The organism is Nocardia sp. NPDC024068 (genome assembly GCF_040638875.1).
Classification (GTDB): domain Bacteria; phylum Actinomycetota; class Actinomycetes; order Mycobacteriales; family Mycobacteriaceae; genus Nocardia.
Genome location: NZ_JBEZYU010000008.1, coordinates 39,114 through 64,647 on the forward strand (window position 1 = coordinate 39,114; position 25,534 = coordinate 64,647).

The following is a 25,534-nucleotide window of genomic DNA, read 5'->3' on the forward strand; positions in this document are numbered from 1 at the left end:
GAGAGCAGACGTCAGAACCCCCGCAGGCTCTGCGCGATGGTCCGCAACATATCGATATCTCCGGTCGGGTCGATGGTGACCTCCACCGGGGCGCGAACGGCCAGCCGGCCGTCATCGATCAGATCACCGACGAGGACCTTCGTCAGGGCCAGCGGGAGGTTCAGTTGCGCCGAGATCTCCGCGACCGACTGCGGCCCCCGGCACAGCCGGATGATGTCCACATATTCGGGTTCGGTGCGCCGCGGCGCGAACCCCGCCCCGACGTCGATCACCCTGGTATCGAGGGTGAGTTCGGGGCGGGCGGTGCGGCCCCGGCCGCGGGTCACCGCATAGAGACGGACGACGGGGCCGGCGTCCTCGTCGTCCCAGAGGTCGTCGTCCCGCGGACTCACCGCCGTCTCGCACCATGGGGATACGACGGCCGGGCGTCGACGCCCAGGTGGGCGCCGACCCGCATCACCGTGCGGTTCATCTCGTAGGCCACCATCCCCATATCGGCCGCGTCGTCGGCCAGCAGCGCCAGGCAGGCGTTACCACCGGCCGCGGTGATGAACAGGACGGCCCGGTCCAGTTCCACCACGGTCTGGCAGACGCCGCCGGCGTCGAAATGGCTCCCGGCGCTGCGCGCCAGACTGTGGAACGCCGACGCCATCGCGGAGAACCGTTCGGCGTCGGCGCGGTCGAGCCGGGACGAATATCCCATCAGCAGGCCGTCGGTGGACAGCAGTACCGCCGATTCGGCATCCGGGAGTCCGCTGACCAGTTCTTCGAGGAGCCAGCTGAGATCGGTGCGATCGGGAGCGTTCATCGTTCACCTTCCCGTCGAGTGCGGTGGTCGGGGGTGGCGCCGTTCGGGCCGTTCTGCGCGCGACCGGACCGGCTACCCCGGGAGATCGCGGACATCCGGTTCCGTGCCTGATCAGGGGTGCGGGGCCGGGCCTCGGCGACCGCCGGGAAAGTTCCGGTGTCCGGATCGGCCGGCTTCCGGCTCCGGCGCGGTAGTGGCGGTTTCCCGTCCTCCGGTCCGTGTGGCTGCGCCCCGGCGGTTGTCGGGTCTTCGTCCCGGCGAGGCCACTGCCGCGGTGGGTCGAATACATCGAACCTCGGATCGTGGGAGTCGTACGGCCCGGGAGGGGAGTCGTAGGGGCCGGGCGGGTAGGTGTCGGAGGGCCCGCCGTGGACCGGTGGGGTGGAGAACGAAGTCCGCCAGGCGGACTCGGAGCCGTCCGCCCGGGGCGCCGGCGCGGAGTGCCGTACGGGCGCGGGGCGCTGCGCGGGTGCGTTACGCACCACGGGGGCGGTGTGCCGGGCCGGCGTGCTGGACTCGGCGAGTGGCGTGGAATCGACCACCGGCGCGGGTTCGAGTGGGTGCGGCCCGCCGGGCTCGGTGAGCACCGTCGGGATCAGCACGATCGCCTTGATACCGCCGTACGCCGATTCGGCCAGGCGCACCGAGATATCGTGCCGGGCCGCCAGCGTGGCGACCACGAACAGCCCCAGGCGGGTATCCGCGGTGAGCGCCGCGACGCCGAAATCCGGTGGCTCGGCCAGCGCCTCGTTACGGGTCTGGATCTCGTCCTCGGTCATGCCGAGGCCCTGGTCGGCGACCTCGACCGCGACGCCGCGGCCGACCACGGTCGCCGATACCTCGACACGTGATTCCGGTGGGGAGAACGTGGTCGCGTTATCCATCAGTTCCGCGAGCAGATGGATGAGATCGGAGGCGGCTTTGCCGACGACGCGCATATCGGGTACACGTCCGCTGTGGATACGGGTGTAATCCTGGCTCTCCGCCGCCGCCGCGCGGATCACGTCCCAGAGCGGCACCGGGTTACGCCACCGGCGGCCCGGTTTCTCGCCGCCGAGCACGATCAGATTCTCGGCGTGCCGCCGGGCGCGGGTGGCGAGATGATCGAGCTCGAAGAGGAGTTCGAGCTGGTCGGCGTTCTCCTCACGGCGTTCGGCCCGGTCGAGCAGTGCCAGCTGACGGTGCACGGCCAACTGGTTGCGGTGCGCGATATTGAGGAAGACGGTGTGGAAACCGGCCCGGGTCTTGGCCTCGGCCACGGCCGCGGAGACCGCCGCGACCTGCGCCCGGTTGAACGCGTCGGCGACCTCACCGAGTTCGTCGGTGCCGAAGTCCAGTTTCGCCACCTCGGCGGCCGAATCGACGTCTTCGCCCTCGTCGAGCCGTTGCATGAGGTCGGGGAGCCGTTTATCGGCCAGTTCCAGGGTGTCGTTGCGCAACCGGCGCATCCGCGCGATGAAGCGGTTGGCCAGCAGCAGTGCGGCGAGGAAGGCCAGCACGGTCAGCAGCAGTACCGCCGCGCCGCCGGCCACCGACCGCATCGCCGTATCGTCACCCTGCGCCCGGGCGGTGGCGTGGGCGTCATTGCTCTGATCCTCCCAGAGCTCCAGCAGCCGTCCGGTGACCTGGCCGGAAGCCTGCTGCCAGGTGTTGATATCCATCGGCAGGGCCGCCGGTTCGGCGTCGGCCGACTGGTCGCCGGTGCCCGCGCGGCCCGTTTCGGTGGTGCTCTGCCGGGATTCGCCGGGGAGCCGGGTGCCGCCCTGCATGATCGCGTCCTGCATGGCGATCACCTGCTGGTACGCCGCGGAGCCGGTGATCTCCTGCAGCTGGGCGAGCCGGTCACCGCGCAGGACAGCGGTGGAATACGCGATCTCGCCGCGGAATTCGCCGACATAACGGTTGAACTCGACCAGTTGCGCCGCGGACAGTTCATCGAGGGTGAGCGCCGCCGCGCCGAGCGTATCGGCGCTGGACAGCGACTCCGCGGCCCGGAGGGGTTCGACGCCGTAACCGAGCGAGATCGCCAGCCCCGCGTTCGGGGCCACCCGTGCCGCCAGCATCGAGGCCGCGACGATGGTGTCGATCACCGCGCCGAAGAAGCCGAACGCCTCTTCGCGGGGGATCGCGCGGGCGTCCACGGCCGCGCGGGTGGTGGGGATACGACCGAAGAGCTGGACGTATTCCTGTAGTTCGGCCTCCGAGCCCGCGGGACTCAGCTGCTGGGCGGCGTCGTTCTTGGCGACGACAGCGGCCAGCGCGAGGTCGGACTCCTTGCGCGCGTCCATCAGCGCGGGCGCCACACCGAGATTGCCCGCCAGGTAGAGCGACGACAGTCGCCGCTCCTCTTGGAAGGCCTGCACCATGGAGATCGCGGGAGTGGTGGTGCTGCTGGCCAGTTCGGCCCATTTCGTGGCGTCACGGCCGGATTGCACCAGGTAGGCGGCGGCGCCGATACCGATCGTCACCAGCGCGATACTGGTGATCAGCACGATGGCGAGCAAGCGGGTGCGGATGCCGACCCGGCCGCGGGTGCGATCCCGTCCGGAACGTATTCGCCTGGTGAGTACTGCGGGGAGAGGTAGCCGAAATGCCAAGGTAGATCCCCTCGTTCCCGGGGGAGCCCCACCACCACGTTGTCGGCACGGCTCGTCGCCCCAACTTTCCCTGCATTGCGGTGATCCCGGCAATGCCCCATCTGTCTCAGACCCTAGCGAAAAAGAGTCGTGCCGGCCTCTCAGGAGCGGGTGGTCTCACCGGGCGTTCACGCGGCGTTTTCCGGCGACCCGGATCAGCCACCTCGCAGACTGTTGGCGATCGTCTTCAACAGGCCCAGGTCGGCCTGGCTGCCGGTGGTCTGCGCCGGGGCGCGCACGGCCAGCCTGCCGTCCCCGATCAGATCGCCGATCAGCACCTTGGTGAGTGTGAGCGGAACATGGATATGAGCGGATATCTCGGCCACCGATTGCGGTGTCCGGCAGAGCCGCACGATGGCGACGTATTCCGGGGCGGAACGCCGGGGCGCCAGCCCGGCGTTGGTATCGACCACCATGGTGTCGAGGGTGAGTTCCGACTCGCCCGACCGTCCCCGGCCGCGAGTGAGCGCGTAGAGCCGGACGACAGGTCCGACCACCTCTTCGTCCCAGGGTTCGTCGTCGTCGGGTGGGTTCACGGCTCTCGCTCACCGTTCGTATCCGCGTCGCCGGGACGCGGCCGGTCGCCGTTCCCGGCACGCTCGTTGCGACCCGAGCGGGTACCGCCTTCGATCGCGGCGAACAGATCGCGTGCCTGCTCGGGCGTGCGGTCGGTGGGCTCGGCCGGGGGAGTGACGGCCGGGCGCTCTCCGGTATCGGGTTCGGCGGACTGGCGGCGCCGGCGGGGCAGCGGCGGTTTCGTGCCCGCCGCCGGAGGCGCCGGCAGTTGGTCGGTGACATGTTCGGCGGCCAGGGCGAGGGCGGGAGCCGCGGTGGCGCCGTTGGACCGCGCGGGCGGATTCTTCGATCCGGCTGCGGCGAGCGCGGGTTCGGGCTCCGGCGCCTCGAGGGGAACCCCGGTCTCGACGAGGGGGCCGGGAATCAGCACGATCGCCTTGAGCCCGCCCGACTCCGAGGCGGCCAGCCGGACCGAGACCTCGTGGCGGGCCGCCAGAGTGGCTACCACGAACAGTCCGAGACGGGTCTGCCCGGTCAGCGCCGCGACCCCGAAATCGGGCGGTTCGGCCAGCAGCCGGTTGCGCTCGGCGATCTCCGGTTCGGTCATGCCGAGGCCCTGATCGCTGATCTCCACCGCGACCCCGCGCCCGACCTCTGTCGCCGAGATGTCCACCTGGCACTGCGGCGGCGAGAACGCGGTCGCGTTGTCGATCAGCTCCGCGAGCAGGTGGATGAGGTCGGCCGTGGCCTGACCGGCGATATGGACATCGCTGATATGGCCGATCTGGATGCGGGTGTAATCCAGGCTCTCCGCTTCCGCGCCGCGGATCAGATCCCACAGCGGGATGGGTTTACGCCAGCGGCGGCCGGGTTTCTCGCCGCCGAGGACGATGAGATTCTCGGCGTGCCGCCGGGCCCGGGTGGCGAGATGATCGAGCTGGAACAGCAGTTCGAGCTGTTCGACGTTCTCCTCCTGGCGTTCGGCACGTTCCAGCAGGGTCAGCTGGCGGTGCACGGTCACCTGGCTGCGGTGGGCGATGTTCAGGAAGACGCTCCGGAACCCGGACCGGGTGCGCGATTCCGCGACCGCCGCCGAGACGGCCGCGAGCTGGGCCCGGTTGAACGCGTCGGCGACCTCACCGAGTTCATCGGTGCCGAAGTCGAGCGTGGGTACCTCGGCCGCGGAATCGACCTGCTCCCCGTTGTCGAGGCGGCGCATGATGTCGGGCAGGCGTTCGTCGGCGAGTTCCAGGGTGTCGCGGCGCAACCGGCGCATCCGGGCGACGAAGCGATTGACCATCAACAGCGCCGCGGTGAGGGCGAGCCCGGTGATCAGCAGTACCGCGATACCGCCGGCCAGTGAGGTCGCCGCTGTCGTGGTGCCCTCGGCGCGCGCGGTGGCGTGGGCGTCGCGGCTCTGGTCCTCCCACAGTTTCAGCAAGGCCGAGTTGACCTGCTGGGACGCCTGCTGCCAGGCGGGGACGGTGAGCGGCAGGGCGGTATCGGACCGGGTGGACTGCTCGGAATCCGAGCCGGAATCCTCGTTCGCCGAGCCACGGGAGGGCACCGGACCACGCAGAATGACCGCGTCCTGTACGGCGATCAGCTGTCGCCAGGCGGGGGAGTCGGTGATCGCGCGCAACTGGTCGAGGCGCTCGCCCTTCAGTACCGCGGCGGAATAGACCGCCTGGGCCCGGAATTCACCCGTGTGCCGGGTGAATTCCAGCAATTGTCCCGGGGTGATCTGGCCGCGCATCACCGCCACCACCCCGAGCGCGTCGGCCTTCGACAGCGCCTCGGCGGCCCGCAGCGGTTCGACGCCGTACCCGAGTTCGAGGGCGGTGCTCGCCTCGGGCGCGACCCGGGCCGCGATCAGCGAGGCGGTGAAGATCGTATCGATCACCTCGGTGAAGAACGCGAACACTTCCTCCCGGGGCACCACCCGGGTGTCGATCGCGGCACGCATACCGGGAACGCGGTTGTAGAGCGGGCGGAACGTTTCGAGTTCGGCCGCCGATCCGTCCGGGTCGAGCCGCTGGGCCGCCTCACCCTTCTCGATCACCGCGGCCAGCGCGTCGTCGGAGCGCTTGCGGATGCCCACCAGCTTGTCCGCCGCCGTCGGATCGCCTTCCAGGAACAGCAGGGTCAGCCGGCGTTCCTCTTCGAAGGACTGCACCATCGAGATGACCGGCGTGGTGGTGCTGCTGATCAGATTGGCCCATACGGTCGCGGTCAGGCTCGAGAACAGCAGATACCCGGCGGTGCCCGTGCCGACCGCCAGCAGGGTGATGCTGGTGACGAGGACTATCGCGAGCATCCGGGTGCGGATCCCGACCCGGCCGCGAAATCCCCCGCCGCCGAAACCGGTCGCCCGGACCAATGATCCGGGTAGGCGCCGCAGACCAGCCACAGTAGATCAACTCGTTCCCGGCGATGCGCCGCGTACGACTTCCCGGCGCCCGGCCCACCACCCAATTCTCGGCGTCGCTGCATAGTCCCGCGACGCACAGGGTTTCGTCCGGAGACCATAGCAAGTCGCCCGCTCGGCCGGTGACGGGTCTCACCGAGCGGTCCTCGAGGTTTGGATCGGAACGGTTGTGAGCTCAGCCTCCCCGCAGGCTGTGGGCTATCGTCCGCAGCAGATCGACGTCCGGGGCGGTGTCGGCGGTCTCCACGGGGGCGCGGACGATCAGCCTGCCGTCATCGATGAGATCGGCGATCAGGATTTTGGTCAGCGCGAGCGGGAGACGGAGCTGCGCCGATACTTCGGCCACCGACTGCGGGTGCCGGCACAGCCCGATGATGTCGATGTACTCGGGTTCGGTACGCCGCGGCGCGAACCCGGCCCCGGCATCGATCACCCTGGTATCGAGAGTGAGGTCGGCCCGTGCGGAACGACCTCTACCGCGGGTCACCGCGTAGAGGCGTACGACAGGTCCGGCGTCCTCCTCGTCCCAGGGGTCGTGCGGGGCGTTCACGGCTGTCTCGCGCCGTTCGGGTACGGGCGGGCCTCGACCGCGAGATGCGCGCCCACCCGCTGGACCGTGCGGTTCATCTCGTAGGCCACCATGCCCATATCCGCGGATTCGGCGGCCAGCAGGGCGAGGCAGGCGTTACCGCCCGCCGCGGTGATGAACAGGACGGCCCGATCGAGTTCGACGACCGTCTGGCAGACCCCGCCGGCGTCGAAATGGCTACCGGCGCTGCGCGCCAGGCTGTGGAACGCCGACGCCATCGCCGAGAACCGTTCGGCGTCGACGCGGTCGAGCCCGGTCGAATGGCCCATCAGCAGTCCGTCGGTGGACAGCAGTACGGCGGATTCGGCGTCGGGCAGACCGCCGACGAGTTCTTCGAGGAGCCAGCTCAGGTCAGTGCGCGGGGAAGTGGTCATCGTTGCCTTCTTCTCGAATGTGTTCTGTTGTGGGTGTGCCGGGCCCGGCGCGGCGACCCGACCGGGTGCCGCCCTCGATGGCCGACATGAGGTTTCGCGCCTGCTCCGGGGTGCGGGTGGGCGGTGTCTCGAGCACGGGGATCCGGCCGGTATCGCTGTCGGCCGGTGGCCGCTGCCGTCGCGGCAGTGCCGGACGGGGGCCCTCGGCGGGCCGGGGCTCCGAGACGACGGTGAGGGTTTCGGCCATACCGTTGGCGCTGCGCGGGGGCGCGGTGGGGCCGGGGGGCCGCTCGGCGGCCGCGACATCCACCGGTCCGATGGCCGGGCGTTCGCCGGATACCGGTCCGCCCGATTCGGTGAGCGGGGTCGGGATGATCACGATGGCCTTGATCCCGCCGTACACCGACTCCGACAGCCGCACGGCGACCCCGTGCCGGGCCGCCAGGGTGGCGACGACGAACAGGCCGAGCCTGGTGTCACCGGTGAGCGCGGCCACCCCGAAGTCCGGCGGCTCGGCCAGCAGCCGGTTGCGCGTGGCGATCTCCTCGTCCGACATTCCCAGGCCCTGATCGGCGACCTCGACCGCGACCCCGCGGCCGACCACCGTCGCCGACACCTCGACACGGGAGTCCGGCGGCGAGAAGGCCGTGGCATTGTCCATCAGTTCCGCGAGCAGATGGATGAGGTCGGAGGCGGCCTTCCCGACGACCCGCACATCGGCCACCCGGCCGGTGTGGATCCGGGTGTAGTCCAGGCTTTCCGCGGCGGCGCCGCGAACCAGATCCCACAGCGGCACCGGATTGCGCCACCGCCGGCCGGGTTGTTCGCCGCCGAGGACGATGAGGTTCTCGGCGTGCCGCCGGGCGCGGGTGGCGAGGTGGTCGAGCTCGAACAGCAGCTCGAGCTGTTCGGCGTTCTCCTCCTGGCGTTCGGCCCGGTCCAGCAGGGCGAGCTGGCGGTGCACGGCCAGCTGGTTGCGGTGGGCGATATTCAGGAACACGGTGTGGAAACCGGCGCGGGTCCGGGATTCGGCCACCGCGGCCGAGATCGCGGCCACCTGCGCCCGGTTGAACGCGTCGGCCACCTGTCCCAGTTCGTCGGTGCCGAAGTCCAGCCGGGCTACCTCGGCGGCGGAATCGACCTGCTCCCCGCGGTCCAGGCGGGCCATGATGTCGGGGAGTCGCTGATCGGCGAGTTCCAGTGTGTCGTTGCGCAACCGGCGCATCCGGGCGATGAACCGGTTCGCCAGCACCAGCGCGGCGAGGAACGCGAGCGCCGTGATGAACAGCACCGCGGCGCCGCCGGCCAGCGAGCGCAGCGCGGTCTCCTCGCCCTGGGCCCGGGCCGTGGCATGGGCGTCGGCGCTCTGGTCCTCCCAGAGTTTCAGCAGGCCGGCGATGACCTCGCCGGAGGCCTGCTGCCAGGCGGCGACAGTCAACGGCAGCTCGGATACATCGGAATCGGTGGACTCTTCGGAGTCGTAGCCGCTGCCGGTTCCGCTGCCGTTTTTGCCGCCGGTGCCCTCTTCGGAGGTCTCGGTCGTGACCGGGCCGCGCAGCATGACGGCGTTCTGCACCGCGATCAGCTGATGCCAGGCCGCGGAGGTGGTGATCGCCTCCAGTTGCGCCAGCCGCTGCCCCTCGAGCTGCGTGCCCGAATAGGTCACCTCGCCGCGGAATTCGCCGACCAGGCGGTTGAACTCGATCAGTTGCGCCTCGCTCAGCTCACCGAGGGTGAGCGCCACCGCGCCGAGGGTATCGGCCTTCGACAACGCTTCGGCCGCGCGCAGCGGCTCGACACCGTAATTGAGTGCGATACCGATTCCGGCGTCGGGAGCCACCCGGGCGGCCAGCACGGAGGCGTCGATCACGGTATCGATCACCGCGCTGAAGAAACCGAACGCTTCCTCCCGCGGCAATGCGCGGGCGTCGATGCCCGCGCGCAACACGGGGACCGCCTCGAACAGTTTGCGGTAGCCCTCCAGCTGATCGCTCGATCCGTCCGGGTCGAGCCGCTGGGCGGCATCGCCCTTGGCGGTGAGTAGCGCCAGTGCCGCGTCGGAGCGTTGCCGCGCGTCCACCAGGGCGGGGGCCGCCCCCGGGTCACCGGCCAGATCCAGCAGTGAGAGCCGCCGCTCCTCCTGGAGCGATTGCACCATCCGGATGGCGGGTGTGGTGGTACTGCTCGCCAGATCGGCCCATTCCCGTGCGTCCCGGCCGGATTGCACCAGGTAGGCCGCGGCTCCCACGCCGATCGCCAGCAGCGCGATGCTGGTGATCAGGACGATCGCGAGCAGGCGGGTCCGGACACCGACCCGGCCGCGGGTCCGGTCCCGGCGGGCGCGGAGCCTGCGGACCACGAATTCGGGGAGGGGCAAACGCACAGCCACAGCAGCTCAACTCGTTCCCGGGCATGCGCGCGTCCGACGGCATTCGTGGCCGGCCACCGCCCAACTCTCTCGGCACTGGCGGTCATCCGGCAATGCATCGTGCTCTCGATCCGAGAATTTACCGAAAGTTGGGCGTTTCAGTGTCGGAAATGATCAGTCTCACCAGGAGGGTTGGTCGAATTCCGGAACTGCCTTTTAACGGATGGGTCAGCCGGTGGTCCGAGTGGCGGTGGCGCGCCCGGCCGCGGGTGCCCGGAAGCAGAGCACCAGATCACCGTATTCGGCGAGGGGCCGAGCCTCGGCCGCCTGCCGGATACCGCTGGCCGGGAGTTCGGTCAGTTTCGCGAACATGGTGGCATTGCCGAACGCGGAACGGATCTGGGTCTCCGAGGCGTAATCGGCGCCGTAGTCGGCCAATTTGCCGAAATCCAGCGGAGCCAGCGGGGCGTCGAGAGCGACCGGTTCGGCCGGCCGGCCCAGCGCCGCGTACTGCGTGGCGCTGCCCTGCTCGTACCAGCACAATTCGTAGGCGAAGCTCTCGGTGCTGGTCACACTCAGCACCGGCCAATGCTTCGAGAGGCTCAGCGCCAGCGGGTTCTTGGCCACCGGGGTGAGCTCCCACTTGAGGCTCTTCACCCCCACCCAGCTGCCCGAGAGCCGCTCGACGAGCACGATGTCCTCACCGAGTTCGGCGGCGGCGTTCATCTGCGGGTCCCGGGTCCCCCAGTGCGTTTTGTCCACTCCGTAGGCGGTGTTGATATCGGCCCGCTCGGCACCGGCCGCGGTGAAGGTTTCGATGATCGCGGCCCGGACCTGTTCGAGCGCGTCGGGCGCCGAACACAACACGCTCAACGCGCCGAAGGACGAACCGATCTCCACCGGTTTGGCGGGCTGATCCGGCATCGCGCCGGCGACCAGCGGTTTCAGCCCGACCAGCGCCAGCTGCCAGTTGAGCTCCTCGATGGTGGCCAGATCGCCCGCGCTTTGGTACAGGATCTGCTGCTGCGTCAGGTATCCGGCGCGCTCCAGCGTCCGGCATTCCAGTTTCCGCAGCGCGGCCTGAGTTTTGCCGGTGAACCCGATCTCCTCGATCTTCAGCGCGCGCAACTGCGCCGCCATGGCCGGCGTCGTGAGCGCGGTATAGCGCTCGCGATACATCGATACGGCCTGTTTGCGCTGGCGGCCCACCATCAGCGTGCGCAGCAGGGTGTTCAGGGTGGCGAGGTATTTGCGGCACTGCTCCGGATCGGCCTCGAACAGCGTGGCGCGGATCCGGACCGCCTCGTTGGTGGCCACCACGGCCGCGCCCGGGTCGAGCCGGCACAGCCATACGCCGCACTTCGACAGACCGTCCGCGCAGACACCCGCCGCGTTCGGGTGCTCGTGCGCGACCCGGGTGTAGGCGTTGCAGGCGTCGCGAATGGTGGCGGTGGCCAGTTCCCGATGCCCGATGGCGCGCGCGGCCTGCTCCAGCAGCCGCAGCGTGTCCTGGACCTCGTTGGCGAACACCGCCGACACCCGGCCCGCGGTGAACCAGCGCAGCCGGATCATCACCGCTTCCTGCGCGGGTTCCAGGGCGCCCGCCACCCGGTTGCGCACCGAACCGTCGTTCTTGGTCTCCAGATACCCCGTGGCGAGTTCACACAGGGTGGCGGCCAGTTGGAGTTCGGATTCCGGGGTCCGGTCCCGCGCCGCGATCCGGTCCGCGGCGACCCGCCCCTCGATGGCGATCAGATCCATCGCGATCTCAATTCCCGCATCACCTTCCGCGCACGGTCGCGAGCGGCCGTCGTCCCAGCATTTCCCGCAGAGTCTGCCACACGCGGGGGTGGGTTAGCAGGGCTACCGGGGGTATTGCGGCGCGACACCGCCGTGGGTCAGCCGGCCGGTACCGTCGCGCTGCCCATTCCGAGATAGAACAGGGTCAGCAGCAGCAGGAACCAGCCCGCGCCCTGCCAGATGGGCCAGGTCCCGCCGCGCCGCCACACCCGGATCGTCTCGGCGAACGCCCCGATACCGCCCAGCAGCAGCACGGCGCCCGGCCCGAACAGCACGGCGACCTGCGCGGGCGTATCGCACAGCAGGTCCTCGGCGTCGCGGCAGCGGCCGGTGCCCGCCCATACGGCGGTGGCCGCGCACACCAGTGCCGCGACCACCAGCACGGCCAGTACATAGCGCACGGCCCGGCGGAAGTTTCCGTCGTCGGACCAGCGTTTCTCCACATCGTCGGTCATCGCCGGACCTCCTCGGCGCGGGATAGCCCGGTGCGGTCGGCCCAAACGTGCTCGCCGGCCGCGGTCCCGGGTCCGGGTTCCGCCGGATGCCCGCGCCCACCCGGCGCCGGAACCCGCCGAGCGAGCGCGGCCCGGTGAGAGGAGGGTCGTCAGAGGTACTGTTCGCGCAGTTTGCGCTTGACCAGCTTGCCGGTGGGAGTGCGCGGCAGTTCCGCGGCGAAGTCGACACTGCGCGGGACCTTGTAGTGCGCGATCCGTTCACGCAGGTACTCGCGCAGTTCGGCGGCCAGTGCCGGCCCCGGCTCCGCGCCGGGCGCGGGCTGGACGACCGCCTTCACCGATTCGCCCATCTCCTCGTCGGGCAGCCCGATCACCGCGACGTCGAGCACCGACGGATGCAGGGCCAGCGCGTCCTCGATCTCCTGGGGGTAGATGTTCACGCCACCGGAGATGATCATGAACGCCTTGCGGTCGGTGAGGAACAGGAATCCGTCGGCGTCGACGTAGCCGATATCCCCGGTGGTGGTCCAGTTCGGATGGTCCGGATGCTTCGCGTCGTCGGTTTTCGCCGGATCGTTGTGATAGGTGAACGGCAGTTCTTCGCGTTCGAAGTAGATGGTGCCGATCTCGCCGGTCGGCAGTTCCGCGCCGTCGTCGCCGCAGACCCGGATCGAGCCCATCCCGGCGGGGCCGACCGAACCCGGCTTCCGCAACCACTGCTCGCTGTTGATGAAGGTGGCGCCGTTGGCCTCGGTACACGCGTAGTACTCGTACAGCACCGGGCCCCACCAGTCGATCATCGCCCGTTTGACCTCGACCGGGCACGGGGCCGCGGCATGGACGGCGACCCGCATGCTGGATACGTCGTAGCGGCCGCGCACGGCCTCGTCCAGCTTCAGCATCCGTACGAACATCGTCGGCACCCACTGACTGTGGGTGACCCGGTAGCGCTCGATCGCGGCCAGGGCCTGCTCGGCGTCGAACCGCTCCATCACCACCAGCGTGCCGCCCAGGGCGTGCACCACGCCGCCGAACCGCAGCGGCGCGGCGTGATAGAGCGGGGCGGGCGACAGGTACACCGCGTCGGGGCCGAATCCGTAGAGCGGGCCGAAGACGGCGGTGTAGGGGTCGCCGGGCTCGTCCCCGACCTGACTGTCCGACAGCGACTGTTTGATCCCCTTCGGGCGGCCGGTGGTGCCGGAGGAATAGAGCATATCGGCGCCGCGCGGCTGGTCGGCCAAGGGTTCGGGAGAGGCCGCGGCCAGGGCTTTTTCGTAGGATTCGTATCCGGCGACCGCGCCGCCGAAGGCCAGCCGGATCTCCACCGCCGGCGTTTTCCCGGCGACCTGCTCGGCGACCTCGCGCAGTCCCGCCGACACGATCAGCGCGCGGGCGCCGCAGTCGTCGGCGATATAGGCGATCTCGTCCGGCGACAGATGCCGGTTGACGGCCGTGATGTAAAGACCGGATCGCAGCGCCGCCCAGTAGGCCTCGTACACCTTCGGATCGTTTCCGGACAGCAGCGCGATGTGATCGCCGCGGCGCAGACCCGCCTCGTGCAGATGCCGGGCGAGCCGGGCGGAGTTCTCCTCGAGTTGCCGATAGGTGAGCGTCTCGCCGGTCCCCGCCATGATGACGGCCGGTTTATCAGGGAAACGATCGACATGCGCGCCGGGGTACATGCTGCTCCTACTTCGCCAACGGTGCGATCGTGACCGACCGCCGAGCCGAGGGGGGACCCGCGCCGCGCCGCGTCGCGCGTCTCCCGCCGGGCGTATCGCCCGGTAGCGCGACGATAGCCGAAAGTGAACGGTGATTCGGTTACTATCTCCAAACTCGCGGGCTCCGATCGGCTTCCGCCGCGGACTGCCGCCCCGGGGCCGCGGTTACCGCCGCTCCTCCAGGAAGGCGGTCGCCAGCTCGTTGAATAGTCCGGCCCGCTCCCATTGCACCCAGTGGCCGGTGTTCGCGACCCGGTAGGTATCGCAGTCGGGCATCCGGCCGGCCAGCATGCGCGCGCCGCCGGGCCGGTTCACCCGGTCACACGCGCCCCATACGACCAAGGTCGGGTGCGCTACCTGCCGCAGGCGGGCGTCGCGGGTGAGGTCCATCCGCAGCAGGGTCCGTGCCGCGCCCCGGCCCGACGGGCGGCGCAGCGGCGGATTCGCGACGACCTCGGGGTCCAGGCCGGCCCGGAAGCGGGCGTCGATCATCTCGTCGGTGACGGCGCTGCCGTCGAAGACCAGGTGCTCGCGCAGGAAGACGGCGAGTTTGTCCCGGGTGGGTCCCTCTCCGCTGTAGTAGGACAGCAGTGCGCGCAGCCCCGGTGTCGGCAGGGTGCGGGTGGTGCCGATACCGCCGGGGGCCAGCAGTATCAACCGGTCGACGACATCCGGGCGGTCCATCGCCAGCCGCAGCGCCGCCGCCCCGCCGTAGGAGTTCCCGACCAGGTGTGCGCTCGGCAGGCCCAGTGCGTCGAGCAGTCCGCCGACCGCGGCGGCCAGATCGCCGAAGGGGTCGGCCCGGTCGATCCGTTTGGTGGACCGGCCGTAGCCGGGCAGGTCGGGCACGATCACCCGGAACCGGCGGGCGAGTACATCGATATTGCGCGCGTAGGCGGCCGCGCCCGAGGCGCCGGGCCCGCCGCCGTGCAGCAGCACGACGACCGGGCCGCTGCCGTGGTCGCGGTAGAAGATCTCCCGGTCGCCCACGGCTGTCGTGTGCCCGCTGTCCTCGCCCGTCATCTGGTCCTCCTCGCCGGGGTGTCCCGCCGAACGCTACGCAATGCCGGGTCCGCGAGCCGGTCCGGTGGCCGGGCCCGGGCAACGGAGTCGGTGTGGCGGCACTCGCCCGTGGAGCCGGTGCCGGTGATGGTCCGGGCGGCTGTGGCGGCCGGACCGGCAAACACCGGCCGTAAGCCGGGCCAGTGGTCTGACCAATCTGTCGAAACTGCTCCGATCCGGACTCCCCGGAGCTGATTTCCCGTTGTCTTCCACCGTGCCGGATCCCGGCCAATTGGTCGGGGAAGTTACCGCCGCAGCGGGATTTTCCAGGTTGTATTGCCGTCCGGTAAAGCGGTGGTTACGTTCGGCGCCCGTTCTCGCCAGGGCCGATTCCGCATCTTATCGTCGATGCATCAGGTGGTCTGACCAATAAGGAGATCGCGGTGACGCTGACCTGGCAGGAGGCCGCGGCCTTCCCGGTTTTGCAGCAGGACACGGGAATCGAGCCGGGCACGGCGTATGTACCCGCGGAGCCCGGCACGGTGCTCTGGGGCCGGTTGCCGTGTCGTTCCGACACCCCGGTGGCGACCCTCGCCTCGGGCACGACGGTGGTGATCGACACGATCAGCCACGAGGGCATCCTGGAAGACCAGGGTTCGGACCCCGTGCGCTACTTCGGTAGTCACGGGGTGGAACGCGACGATGTGCTCGCGGACGCCGTCGAAGTGACGGCCCGGTGCCGGCGTGAGCCGGGAGCGGGGCCGCATATCGTCACCGGGCCGATCGCGGTCGCGGGGGCGCGGCCGGGGGATCTGCTCGCGGTGCGGATCGACGCGTTGACCATGCGGGCGCCCTACGGCGTGATATCCACCCGGCACGGGCGCGGTGTCCTCGCCGGACGTCCGGGATTCGACGGCGACTACGGCCAGTTCTGCCGGGTCCGGGCGCACGAGGACGACTGGTACGCCACCATGCCGCTGGCCTCCACCGCCGGTGCGGCCCACGCGACCTTCCCGCTGGCACCCTTCCTGGGCATCATCGGTGTGGCGACCGATACCGGGATCCGGGTGAACTCGGTGCCGCCCGGACCGCACGGCGGCAATATCGACGTCAAACTCCTCACCGAGGGCGCGACCCTGTTCCTGCCCGTGCAGGTTCCCGACGCGATGCTCTATATCGGCGATCCGCACTTCGCCCAGGGCGACGGCGAGGTGGCGCTCACCGCGCTCGAGGCGCCGCTGCGCGCCACCCTCACCGTCGATGTGATCCCGGCCGCGGAGATCGCCGGCGGCTTCGGCGGCCGGATCGGGCCGTTCGCCGCCGCCCACGGGCTGCTGATCCCCACCGGGCTGCATCCGGACCTGAACACCGCGCTGGAACTGTGCGTGACCCACGCGGTGGAGATGATCTCCGAACTTTTCGAGGCCGAACCCCGCCGGGCCTACCTGTATCTCAGCGCCGCCACGGATTTCACGGTCTCGCAGGCCGTGGACCAGGTACGCGGTGTGCATGCCGCGGTGCGCCGATCCGATTTCGGCCCGGGAGCCGATACCGCGCTGGCCCGCCGGATATTGGAGCGGGTGCGATGACCGTGGTCGCCGATGTGGATACCACCGTCTGGCGCCTGGCCGGTACGCCGCTGATCGAGGCCACCGCGCCGGGGCCGCTCACCGGTCACACGGTGGCGGTCAAAGATCTCTACGCACTGGCCGGGTACACCGTCGGCGCGGGCGTGCCCGGCTACGAACTCGGCCGGGCCGCCGCCCGCGAGCACGCCGCGGTACCGGCCCGGCTGCTGGCCGCGGGCGCGCGGATCGCGGGTATCGCGCAGACCGACGAGTTCGCCTACAGCCTCACCGGCAGCAACGGCCGATTCGGGATGCCGGTCAATCCGGCCGCCCCCGACCGGATCCCGGGCGGCTCGACCAGCGGTCCGGCGGTGGCCGTGCGCCGCGGCGAGGTGAGTATCGGGCTGGGTACCGATACCGCGGGGTCGATCCGGGTGCCGGCCGCCTACCAGGGTCTCTGGGGGATCCGCACCACCCACGGCAGGGTCGCGACCAGCGGCCTGCTGCCCCTGGCGCAGTCGTTCGACGCGGTCGGCTGGCTCACCCGCGACGGCGCCACGCTGGCCGCGGTGGCGGACTGCGTCCTCGCGAACGAACCTGTAGAGCCCACCGGTTTCGTGACCGACCCCGCGTTGTGCGACCACGCCGACGCCCCGATCGCGGCGGCCGTCCGCGCCTATGCCAGCGGCCTCGGCGCCGGGCGAGTGGATATCGCACCGGATGACTCGTGGGCCGAGGCGTTCCGCGTCGTCCAGGCGTTCGAGGCGTGGGCCAACCACGGGCCGTGGGTGGCCGCGCATCCCGGTGCGCTGGCACCCGATGTGGCCGAACGGTTCGCCTTCGCCGCGACCGTGACTCCGGAGCGGGCCGCGGCCGCGCGGGCGATCTTGGCGGACGCCTCGGACCGTATCCGTGCCGCGGTCACCGGCCGCGCCCTGATCCTGCCCGCCACCGCGACCCAGCCGCCGCCCCGGTCGGCAGGCCCGGAGGTGCTCGCCGCGGCGCGCTCCCGCACTGTCGCACTGACCTGCCTGGCCGCCATCGCGGGGTTGCCCGCGGTGGCGCTGCCGCTGGGCGGTCACGACGGCGTGCCGGTCGGCGTCTGCCTGGTCGGCGCGCCCGGTACCGACCGTTCCCTGATCCGCCTCGCGCTCAGCAGCGCCGCTGTTCTCGCCGAGGGGCCGCTCCACAGTGAGGACCGAGTATGAAACGCCCACTCCGTCATATCTTCTCGATCGTCGCGGTCGCTGTCCTGGCGGTGGCCGGCCTGACCGGGTGCCTCGCCACGCCGGACAGCGTCGGCGGCGATCCGGGCGCGATCAAGATCGGCACCCTGCGTGGGCAGCCGCATCTGTACGCCCCGTATTTCATGCAGCGGTTCGCGCCGGAGAACACCACCTACGAGGTCGTGCTCTTCGAGAACTCGCCCGATATCAAGAACGCGCTCGCCTCGGGCGCCATCGATCTCGGCGTCCTCGGCGCACCGGCCATGCTCGCCGGGATCGCCGCGGAACAGAACGTCCGGATCATCGCCTCGGCGGCCGACGGCGGATCCGGTTTCGTCGGGCGTCCGGAGATCAGGAATGTGCAGGATCTCCGCGGTAAGCGAATCGGGTTCCCGGCCGGATCGTCGCAGGAGATCGCACTGAAACTCACCCTGCGCGCGCACGGCCTGGATCCGGACTCCGATGTGCAGCTGGTGAATCTGGCCTATTCGGATATGGCGAACGCCTACACGGCGAACCGGGTGGACGCGTTCCTCAGCGCCGAGATGGGCGTATCCATCGCCCGGCAGGCCGGCGCCCACCAGATCGTCTCGCCCTACGAGACCCCGATCGGCGCCACCAATATCGTCTTCGGCGGCAACGGCGCCTTCCTGGATGCCGAACCCGACCGCGCCCGCGACGCCGTCGGCGCCTTCACCCGCGCCACCGACTTCATGGAGGGCGACCACAACGCCTGGGCCGCCGGGCTCGTGGAAACGTTCGGGATGGAACGGGCCGTCACCGATATCGCCATCGAGAACATCAGCCTGCGCTGGCAGCTGGACGACGAATACCGGCAGCGGGTGGCCGAACTCGCGCGGCAGATGGTGGCCTTCGACCAGCTCCCGGCCGCGCCGGATATGACGAAGGTCTTCCGCACCGATTTCCTCGACACCGTGGGCGCGTCCCGATGACCACGCTGGGAATCGCGGCCGAAACCGCCGCGGCGAAGCCCCCGGCCACCCCGGCCCGGGCCGAGCCCCGCAAGGGCACGGCCCGGTGGGCGCGCTACCGGGGGCGGATCATCACCCTGCTCTGGGCGTTGCCGGTACCGGTGCTCGGACTCCTGCTGTGGCAGCAGGGCGTGGGCGGCGGCTGGACGCTGCCGTTCGGCATCCAGATGGAATTCCTGCCGACCCCGTACGAAGTCGCGCGCCGGCTGGCTGACCTCGCGGTCGGCGGGATCGTCGACGACACCTACAGCGGCACCCTGTGGATCCACCTCTACGCCAGCACGCTGCGGGTGGTCCAGGGCTTCGCGATCGCCGCCGCCATCGCGGTACCGCTGGGTATCGTGATGGGCCGGTCACCGCTGGTCTACCGGATGCTCGAACCGACCCTCGGCCTGATCCGGCCCATCCCGGTGACGGCCTGGGCCCCGCTTTCGCTGCTCATCATCGGTTTCGGCGATCGCGCGACCATCTTCCTGGTATTCCTCGCCGCCGTGTTCTCGATCCTGATCAATACGATCGCCGGGGTGCGCGCGGTGCCGCAGCGGTTGTTCGAGGCCGCCGCGATGCTGGGGACTCCGCCCGCGCAGACCCTGTACAAGGTGGTGTTGCCGGCGGCCATTCCCACCATCGTGTCCGGTCTGCGGATCGCGCTCGGACTGTCCTGGGTGATCCTGGTGGTCGGGGAGACCGTCGGTATCCGGGTGGGACTGGGCGCGTTGATCACTCAGGCCCGTGAACAGTCGCGCACCGACCTCATCGTCGCGGTGATGATCGTGATCGGCCTGGCCGGATTCCTCGCGGACCGCATCATGATGCTGGCCGTACGGCTGCTCGCCGGGCGGCGCCCGCTCCTCCCGTGACCCGGCGGCGTCCCCCGCCGCCCATGACTCTTTCCCGGATCAGGTGATCACCATGAAGATCTACTCCACCCGCCGCCGCCCCCACCGGCCCGCCCGGATCGTCCTCGCGGACATGGGCAAACAGTATCCGGGAGCCGCCGGGTACGCGGTGGACGGCGTCTCACTCGATATCGCGGCCGGTGAATTCCTCTGCGTGGTCGGCGCGAGCGGCTGCGGTAAGTCCACCCTGCTGCGGATTCTCGCCGGTTTCGAAACCGCCACCAAGGGTTCGGTCGCCGTCGCCGACGAACCGGTCACCGGACCGGGCCCGGACCGCGGCGTCGTCTTCCAGGACTACGGCCTGTTCCCGTGGCTGACCGTCGCCGAGAACGTCGCCTATGGGCCGAAACAGGCCCGGATGACCCGCGACGATATCCGTGAGACCACCGACCGCTGCCTGGAAACGGTCGGGCTCACCCGGGTCCGCGATTCGTTCCCGCATCAGCTCTCCGGTGGTATGCAGCAGCGGGTGGCCATCGCCCGGGTGCTGGCCAACCGCCCGGCGGTCCTGCTGATGGACGAACCCTTCGGCGCCCTGGACGCGCTCACCCGCACCGGGATGCAGGCCGAACTGGCCCGCATCCACCGGGATTCGGGGGTGACGGTCGTCTTCGTCACCCACAGCGTGGAGGAGGCGGTGTACCTGTCCGACCGGGTGGTGGTGATGGCCGGCGGCACCGCGCACGGGTCGGCGGGGCATATCCGTGAGGTCATCGAGATCGACCTGCCCGGCGAGCGGGAATCCACCACCCCCGAATTCAACGACTACAAACGCCGTATCGACGCGCTCATCCACCAGGGCGATCGCGCCGCGGCGTAGCACTCGACCCGGATCGCCCGGCCGTCCGGTGCGGTGCGCTTCCTCCGTGTGGGCTCACCGCCAGGGCTCGAGCAGCCGGTTCGCCTCGGTGGCGAGCGCGGACTGCAGGAACGGCCCGAAACTCACCCGCGCGGCACCGGCATCGGCGAAGTACGACTTATCGCCCTGTTCCGGCAGGGTGACCGCGTTGACCGGCAACGGCAGTTCGGCGCACAGGCGGCTCAGCACCTCGGGCCCGTAACGGCCCACCGGATACAGCACATCGGCGCCCGCCGCGGCCGCCAGCCGCAATCGCTGGATCGCGGGCCCGACCAGTTCGGCCGTGTCACCGGACGCGGTGAGCAGCAGATCGGTACGGGCGTTCACGACGACGTGCACACCCGTATCGTCGGCGGCCTGACGCAACCAGCTCACGAGATCGGCGTGCTCCTGCGGCTCGCGCATCCGGCCGCCCTCTTTGTGCACGGTGTCCTCCAGGTTGAAACCGACCGCACCCGCCTGCAACAGCCCGTCGATGAGGGCCACCGGCTCGACTCCGTAGCCGGATTCCAGATCGACCGAGACCGGCACCTCCACCGCGGCGGTGATCTCCCGGACTCGACCGAGTACATCGGCGAAGGCCATACCCTCGTGATCGGCTTTGCCGACCGAGTTGGCGAGCGGATGACTGCCGACCGTGAGCGCCGGGAAGCCGGCCTGCTGCACCAGATCCGCCGACCAGGCGTCCCAGACCGTGGGCAGGATGACCGGATCACCCGGACGATGGAGTGCGAGAAACGCGGCGGCCTTTTCCGACAATGTGGTCATCCCGCCGATCCTGCCGTACCCCGGGCACCTCACCGCGACGCCCCGCGGACTTCGGTGGTTCGCTCATCCCACTGTGACGGGTAGCAACTCCCGGGTGCGGACGGTCCGCGCGACCACCCGGCCGCCTTTGATCACATAGCTGCGGTCCGGGCGGTCCAGCAGCGCGTCGGCGACCCGCCGGGTGTCCAGGACCACCAGATCCGCCGCCGCGCCCACCCGCAGGCCGTAGGTGTCGGCGATACCGATCACCGCGGCGGCCTCGTAGGTGGCCATACCGAGGACCCGGGTGAGGTCGGCGGGACCGGCCAGATGCGAGGTCTGCGCCAGGAACAGGCCGATATCGAGCAGGTCGGCGTTCCCGTAGGGGGTGAAGGCGTTGCGGATGTTGTTGGACGAATAGGCGGTGCGCACTCCGGCGGCCCACAGTTCGCGGACCGGGGCGATACCGCGGCGGATATTCGCGGTATCGGTGCGGCCGCCGAGGAACATATCGGTGGCGGGCAGCGGTACCACCGCGACCCCGGCATCGGCGAGCAGGCGCAGCACCCGCCGCCGGTCGCCGGGTTCCCGGGCGGCCAGCGAGGTCGCGTGGCCGATGGTCACCCGGCCGCCCATACCGGTGCGGTCGGTGACCTCGGCGATGTAGTCGGCGAGGGCGAACCGGGGATCGCCGATATCGTCGGCGAAATCGGCGTGCAGGTCCACCGGCACCCCGAATTCGGCGGCGAGTTCGAAAACCAGGTCGATATGCCGGCGGCATTCGCCGGGAGAATCCTCGTTGTAGGTGCAGCCGCCGATCACATCGGCACCGTCGGCCAGACCTTCCCGCAGCAGCGCCAGGGTGCCCGGTGCGCGGAATATGCCCTCCTGCGGGAACGCGACGATCTGCAGGTCGATCCGGCCGCGGAACTCCTCCCGCAACTCCAGCAGGGTGTGTACGCCCAGCAGTCCGACGATCGGGTCCACGTCGGGGTGGGCCCGGATGGCCGTGGTGCCGTTGCCGATCGCCTGTTCCAGGACCCGGCGGGCGCGGTCCCGGATGGAATCCGCGGTGAACTCGCGTTTCAGGTCCGCGGTGATCGCGATCGCCCGGGCGAGGGTGCCGTCGTCGTTCGCGCGTTCCCGGTCGAGCAGCGCCTTGTCGAGGTGTACGTGTGATTCCACGAGTCCGGGGATCACCACCCGGCCGGCGCAGTCGATCTCGACGGTGGCCGGTTCCGCGATCTCCGATTCGACCGCGGTGATCACGCCGCCGGTGACGGCGATATCGACCGGGGCGGTCGCGTCATCGATCCGGGCGCGGCGCAGCAGCAGATCCACCGTGCCGGGCGCGGTGTCCGGCGTGTCACGCAGCGGGGCGCCGGGCACGGGTGCGTCGGGTGCGTTGAGCGGGACTGTCGACTCGGGTGCGCGGAGCGGGACTGTCGGCATCGATACCTCCCGGAGAAAAACGAACTCCGGTTTGTATACGACCCGGGTGTTTCCGGAAGTGCGGCGGATTGCTTCGCTCAGGTTACGAATACGAACTCGCGCTGATCCGAGCCCGCGGGTGGCCCGTGGCCCGCCGGGTGGGTTCCTAACCCGCGGGCGCGGTGCCGGCCCGGCCGGCGGTGGCCGTGCCGGCCGCATCCACCGGTGCGGGGTCCCGCTGCCGCAGCCGGTAAGCGGTGGTGGCGTGCCCGATGTGCTCGGCGACCAGCCGCCGGGCCGCGTCGGCGTCGCGCGCCTCGAGCGCATCGCAGATCCGCTCGTGCTCGTACCAGGAATCGGCGGCGCGGCGGGGGAGTTCGACCGCGTACACCCAGGCGATCTTCCAGCCCAGCTGGGTGATCAGCTGGGTCAGCAGGGTACTGCCCGACGCCTCGGCCAGTACCTCGTGGAATCGGCTGTTGAGCCTGGTCAGATCATCGAGCCGGCCGGTCCGCACGGACTCCTGTCCCAATGCGGTGAGCTCCTTGAGCCGTCCGAGCTGTTCGGGTGTGCGCCGGTGCGCGGCCCGGCTCGCGCACATCGGTTCCAGCAGGGCGCGGATCTCGAGCAGGTCCGCCGCCTCGTCCTCGGTCAGTTCCGCGACGAAGGTGCCCGCGTAGGGCCGTGAGTAGGCGAAACCCTCGGCCTCCAGGGTGCGCAGCGCCTCGCGCACCGGTACCCGGGAGACGCCGTAACTCTCGGCCAGGGTGTCCTCGGTCAGCCGCTGTCCCGGGGCGTACAGGCCGTGGATTATGTCGTCGCGAATGGCGCGGCACACCTGCTGCTTGGTCATGCGCGGGTTGCGGGTGCTGTCCACATCGTCCTCGGTTCGCTGGGGGAGCGGCGGCATTCGTCTACGATCCGCCGCCCGGTATTTCCACTGGATACCAGGAAACCCCACCGGACGCTGCCGGGGCTCGCCCGACCGGGGCGGCTGGAGTGACCGGCGGCACTCGATCGGCAGGCTGGAAATTTTTCGTATACGATCCGGACTCACTTCGGATCGGAAGGACGCCATGGATCCCGTGTACGCGGTTCTGCTGCTGGTGGCCGGATTCGGCGCCGGCGTGTGCAATGCCATCGCCGGCGGCGGCAGCCTGCTCTCGTTTCCCGCCCTCGTCGCCACCGGACTGCCCCCGGTGACCGCGACGGTGACCAATGCCGTGGCCGTCTGGCCCGGCTACCTGGGAGGTGCGGCCGCCCTGCGCTCCCGGCTGGCCGATCACCGCAGTCTGGTACCGGGACTCGTCGTCGCCGGGACGGCCGGTGCGATCGGCGGTGTGATCGCCCTGCTCGCGGCTCCGCCGGAGGTTTTCGCCGCGCTCGTGCCGTACCTGGTGCTGGCCGCCACGGCGCTGTTCGCCGCGCAGCCGGTGATCTCCAAGAGACTGGCCCAGAAGGGCGGCGATTCCCGGTTCACACTTTTCGCCGGGGTCTTCCTCGGCGGCGTCTACGGCGCCTACTTCAACGGCGGCATGGGGATCGTGCTGCTCACCGCCCTCGCCCTGGGGATCGAGGCGTCGATCAATTCGCTCAACGGCCTCAAGAGCGCCCTCACCCTGGCCGTCTCGACCACCGCCACCATCGCCGTCGCGCTGTTCGGGCCCGTCGAGTGGTGGTCGGTCGCGGTATTGGCCCCGGCCTGCCTGCTCGGCGGCACGGTGGGCGCCAAGATCGCCGACCGGCTGCGTCCCGGCGTATTCCGCGGCGTGGTGATCGTCTTCGGTACCGGTGCGGGCCTCGCGATGCTGTTCACCTGATTCAGGAAGTCACTCCACCTCGGGAAAGAAGGAACCATGACCGACCTGCTGCTGCGCAACGGCCGCCCCTGGACCCCGGGCAGTCCACTCGCCACCGCCGACATCCTGGTCCGGGACGGCCGGATCGAGAGCATCGGCCCCGCGCTCCCGGCCCCCGATATCGAGACCGTGGACCTCGACGGCGCCCTGGTACTGCCCGGATTCGTGGACACCCACTGCCATCTGGACAAAACCCTGTACAGCGGGCCGTGGGTGCCCAACACCGGGGGGCGTTCGCTGGCGGGCCGGATCGCCAACGGTGAGAACCGGCGCGCCGAACTCGGCATCCCGAACGCCGGTTACGCCGGGAACCTGCTCGGCGCCATGATCGCCGCCGGCACCTCCTATGTGCGCAGTCATATCGATATCGACCCCTCGGTGGGATTGGGCGGGGTCGAGGCGGTACGCGAGGCCGCGGCCCGCCACCGTGACCGGGTGGACGTCGAACTGGTCGCCTTCCCGCAGGGCGGTCTCATCTCCCGGCCCGGTGTCGCCGATCTGCTCGCCGCGGCGCTGGCCGACGGGGTGGAGGTGGTGGGCGGTATCGACCCCGCCGGGTTCGACGGCGATCCGACCGGTCAGCTCGACACCATCTTCGGTCTGGCCGAACGGTTCGGCGCGAAGATCGATATCCACCTGCACGATCCGGGCAACCTCGGGGCCTGGGAGTTCGATCTGATCATCGAACGCACCAAGGCGACCGGTATGGCCGGCCGGGTGACCATCAGCCACGCCTACGCCATGGGCGGGCTGCCCGCCGACGAGCAGCAGCGGTTCGCGGAACGGCTGGCGGAGGCGGGGGTCGCCATGGTGACCTGCGCGGTGGGGGACGCGCCGGTGGTACCCGCCCGGGTGATGCACGCGGCCGGTGCGACTCTCGCGCTGGGCAACGACGGTATCCGTGATCTGTGGACCCCCTACGGCGACGGCGATATGCTCCGCCGGATCATGACCGTCGCCTTCCGTGACCGCCTGCTCGCCGATGCGGAGATCGAACTCGCGCTGGCCGCCGGAACCCACGGCGGCGCCCGGGTTCTGGGTCTGGCGGAGTACGGGCTCGTCCCGGGCGCCCGGGCGGATTTCCTGACCGTGGACGCCCCGACTCCGGCCGCGGCGGTGGTGGGTGTCGCACCGCGGGCACTGGTGGTGAAGGGCGGCCGGGTGGTCGCGCGGGCCGGGCAGCTCATCGACTGACACGAGACGCCCCATCGAGACGCCGAGGCCGAGGCACGGCTGATCGTATACGAAACAGACGC

At 70.2% G+C, this 25,534-nt stretch carries 22 protein-coding genes; 7 read left to right on the forward strand and 15 right to left on the reverse strand.

Annotated features, from left to right (window positions below):
• Positions 1-11: 11 nt before the first annotated feature.
• From AB0F41_RS10685 to AB0F41_RS10740, 12 genes are all read right to left on the reverse strand, one after another.
• Positions 12-392 carry a DUF742 domain-containing protein gene (locus tag AB0F41_RS10685; protein WP_357422555.1) on the reverse strand — a complete coding sequence of 127 codons (381 nt, stop codon included), beginning with the start codon at positions 390-392 and terminating at the stop codon, positions 12-14.
• Complete coding sequence (locus AB0F41_RS10690) at positions 389-808, reverse strand: roadblock/LC7 domain-containing protein (RefSeq protein ID WP_357422556.1); 420 nt, start codon at positions 806-808, stop codon at positions 389-391. The genes AB0F41_RS10685 and AB0F41_RS10690 overlap by 4 nt, the downstream gene beginning before the upstream one ends.
• Positions 805-3,405 carry a nitrate- and nitrite sensing domain-containing protein gene (locus AB0F41_RS10695; RefSeq protein ID WP_357422557.1) on the reverse strand — a complete coding sequence of 867 codons (2,601 nt, stop codon included), beginning with the start codon at positions 3,403-3,405 and terminating at the stop codon, positions 805-807. Before AB0F41_RS10695 ends, AB0F41_RS10690 begins: the two co-directional genes overlap by 4 nt.
• 194 nt (positions 3,406-3,599) lie before the next feature.
• Positions 3,600-3,980 carry a DUF742 domain-containing protein gene (locus tag AB0F41_RS10700; RefSeq protein WP_357422558.1) on the reverse strand — a complete coding sequence of 127 codons (381 nt, stop codon included), beginning with the start codon at positions 3,978-3,980 and terminating at the stop codon, positions 3,600-3,602.
• Positions 3,977-6,370: a nitrate- and nitrite sensing domain-containing protein gene (locus tag AB0F41_RS10705; RefSeq protein ID WP_357422559.1), complete on the reverse strand. Its 2,394-nt coding sequence runs from the start codon at positions 6,368-6,370 to the stop codon at positions 3,977-3,979. The genes AB0F41_RS10700 and AB0F41_RS10705 overlap by 4 nt, the downstream gene beginning before the upstream one ends.
• A gap of 193 nt (positions 6,371-6,563) precedes the next feature.
• A complete protein-coding gene (locus AB0F41_RS10710) occupies positions 6,564-6,938 on the reverse strand; it encodes a DUF742 domain-containing protein (RefSeq protein WP_357422560.1) in 375 nt (124 codons plus the stop codon).
• Positions 6,935-7,351, reverse strand: a complete 417-nt coding sequence (locus AB0F41_RS10715) for a roadblock/LC7 domain-containing protein (protein ID WP_357422561.1) — start codon at positions 7,349-7,351, stop codon at positions 6,935-6,937. Before AB0F41_RS10715 ends, AB0F41_RS10710 begins: the two co-directional genes overlap by 4 nt.
• Positions 7,329-9,734 carry a nitrate- and nitrite sensing domain-containing protein gene (locus AB0F41_RS10720; protein WP_357422562.1) on the reverse strand — a complete coding sequence of 802 codons (2,406 nt, stop codon included), beginning with the start codon at positions 9,732-9,734 and terminating at the stop codon, positions 7,329-7,331. The genes AB0F41_RS10715 and AB0F41_RS10720 overlap by 23 nt, the downstream gene beginning before the upstream one ends.
• A gap of 213 nt (positions 9,735-9,947) precedes the next feature.
• Positions 9,948-11,480, reverse strand: a complete 1,533-nt coding sequence (locus tag AB0F41_RS10725) for a hypothetical protein (RefSeq protein WP_357422563.1) — start codon at positions 11,478-11,480, stop codon at positions 9,948-9,950.
• Positions 11,481-11,617: 137 nt separating this feature from the next.
• Positions 11,618-11,974 carry a hypothetical protein gene (locus tag AB0F41_RS10730; RefSeq protein ID WP_357422564.1) on the reverse strand — a complete coding sequence of 119 codons (357 nt, stop codon included), beginning with the start codon at positions 11,972-11,974 and terminating at the stop codon, positions 11,618-11,620.
• A 149-nt stretch (positions 11,975-12,123) separates the two neighbouring features.
• Entirely contained in the window at positions 12,124-13,656 is a 1,533-nt protein-coding gene (locus AB0F41_RS10735; protein ID WP_357422565.1) for an acyl-CoA synthetase, read from the reverse strand.
• Positions 13,657-13,860: 204 nt separating this feature from the next.
• The gene (locus tag AB0F41_RS10740; RefSeq protein WP_357422566.1) at positions 13,861-14,718 is read right to left on the reverse strand and encodes an alpha/beta fold hydrolase; all 858 of its coding nucleotides are present in this window, start codon (positions 14,716-14,718) and stop codon (positions 13,861-13,863) included.
• A gap of 422 nt (positions 14,719-15,140) precedes the next feature.
• Here AB0F41_RS10740 and AB0F41_RS10745 point away from each other — a divergent pair, with 422 nt between their 5' ends.
• From AB0F41_RS10745 to AB0F41_RS10765, 5 genes are read left to right on the forward strand one after another with little or no spacing between them, the layout of a single operon-like run.
• Positions 15,141-16,286, forward strand: a complete 1,146-nt coding sequence (locus AB0F41_RS10745; protein WP_357422567.1) for an acetamidase/formamidase family protein — start codon at positions 15,141-15,143, stop codon at positions 16,284-16,286.
• The gene (locus tag AB0F41_RS10750) at positions 16,283-17,473 is read left to right on the forward strand and encodes an amidase family protein (RefSeq protein WP_357422568.1); all 1,191 of its coding nucleotides are present in this window, start codon (positions 16,283-16,285) and stop codon (positions 17,471-17,473) included. Before AB0F41_RS10745 ends, AB0F41_RS10750 begins: the two co-directional genes overlap by 4 nt.
• Positions 17,470-18,444 carry an ABC transporter substrate-binding protein gene (locus AB0F41_RS10755; RefSeq protein WP_357422569.1) on the forward strand — a complete coding sequence of 325 codons (975 nt, stop codon included), beginning with the start codon at positions 17,470-17,472 and terminating at the stop codon, positions 18,442-18,444. Before AB0F41_RS10750 ends, AB0F41_RS10755 begins: the two co-directional genes overlap by 4 nt.
• A complete protein-coding gene (locus tag AB0F41_RS10760) occupies positions 18,441-19,343 on the forward strand; it encodes an ABC transporter permease (protein ID WP_357422570.1) in 903 nt (300 codons plus the stop codon). Before AB0F41_RS10755 ends, AB0F41_RS10760 begins: the two co-directional genes overlap by 4 nt.
• A 52-nt stretch (positions 19,344-19,395) precedes the next feature.
• A complete protein-coding gene (locus AB0F41_RS10765) occupies positions 19,396-20,202 on the forward strand; it encodes an ABC transporter ATP-binding protein (protein ID WP_357422571.1) in 807 nt (268 codons plus the stop codon).
• A gap of 54 nt (positions 20,203-20,256) precedes the next feature.
• On the opposite strand, the gene AB0F41_RS10770 is transcribed toward AB0F41_RS10765, so the two are convergent.
• The 3 genes from AB0F41_RS10770 to AB0F41_RS10780 form a co-directional block, all read right to left on the reverse strand.
• Positions 20,257-21,009, reverse strand: a complete 753-nt coding sequence (locus AB0F41_RS10770) for an isocitrate lyase/phosphoenolpyruvate mutase family protein (protein WP_357422572.1) — start codon at positions 21,007-21,009, stop codon at positions 20,257-20,259.
• Between the two features lie 63 nt (positions 21,010-21,072).
• Complete coding sequence (locus tag AB0F41_RS10775; protein ID WP_357422573.1) at positions 21,073-22,440, reverse strand: amidohydrolase family protein; 1,368 nt, start codon at positions 22,438-22,440, stop codon at positions 21,073-21,075.
• A 145-nt stretch (positions 22,441-22,585) separates the two neighbouring features.
• Positions 22,586-23,329 (reverse strand): GntR family transcriptional regulator, encoded by a 744-nt coding sequence (locus AB0F41_RS10780; RefSeq protein WP_357422574.1) that lies wholly within the window; start codon positions 23,327-23,329, stop codon positions 22,586-22,588.
• Between the two features lie 166 nt (positions 23,330-23,495).
• Between AB0F41_RS10780 and AB0F41_RS10785 the strand changes: the two genes are divergently transcribed.
• Both AB0F41_RS10785 and AB0F41_RS10790 read left to right on the forward strand, forming a co-directional pair.
• Complete coding sequence (locus AB0F41_RS10785; RefSeq protein WP_357422575.1) at positions 23,496-24,239, forward strand: sulfite exporter TauE/SafE family protein; 744 nt, start codon at positions 23,496-23,498, stop codon at positions 24,237-24,239.
• A gap of 36 nt (positions 24,240-24,275) precedes the next feature.
• A complete protein-coding gene (locus AB0F41_RS10790) occupies positions 24,276-25,472 on the forward strand; it encodes an amidohydrolase (RefSeq protein WP_357422576.1) in 1,197 nt (398 codons plus the stop codon).
• Positions 25,473-25,534 lie beyond the last annotated feature (62 nt).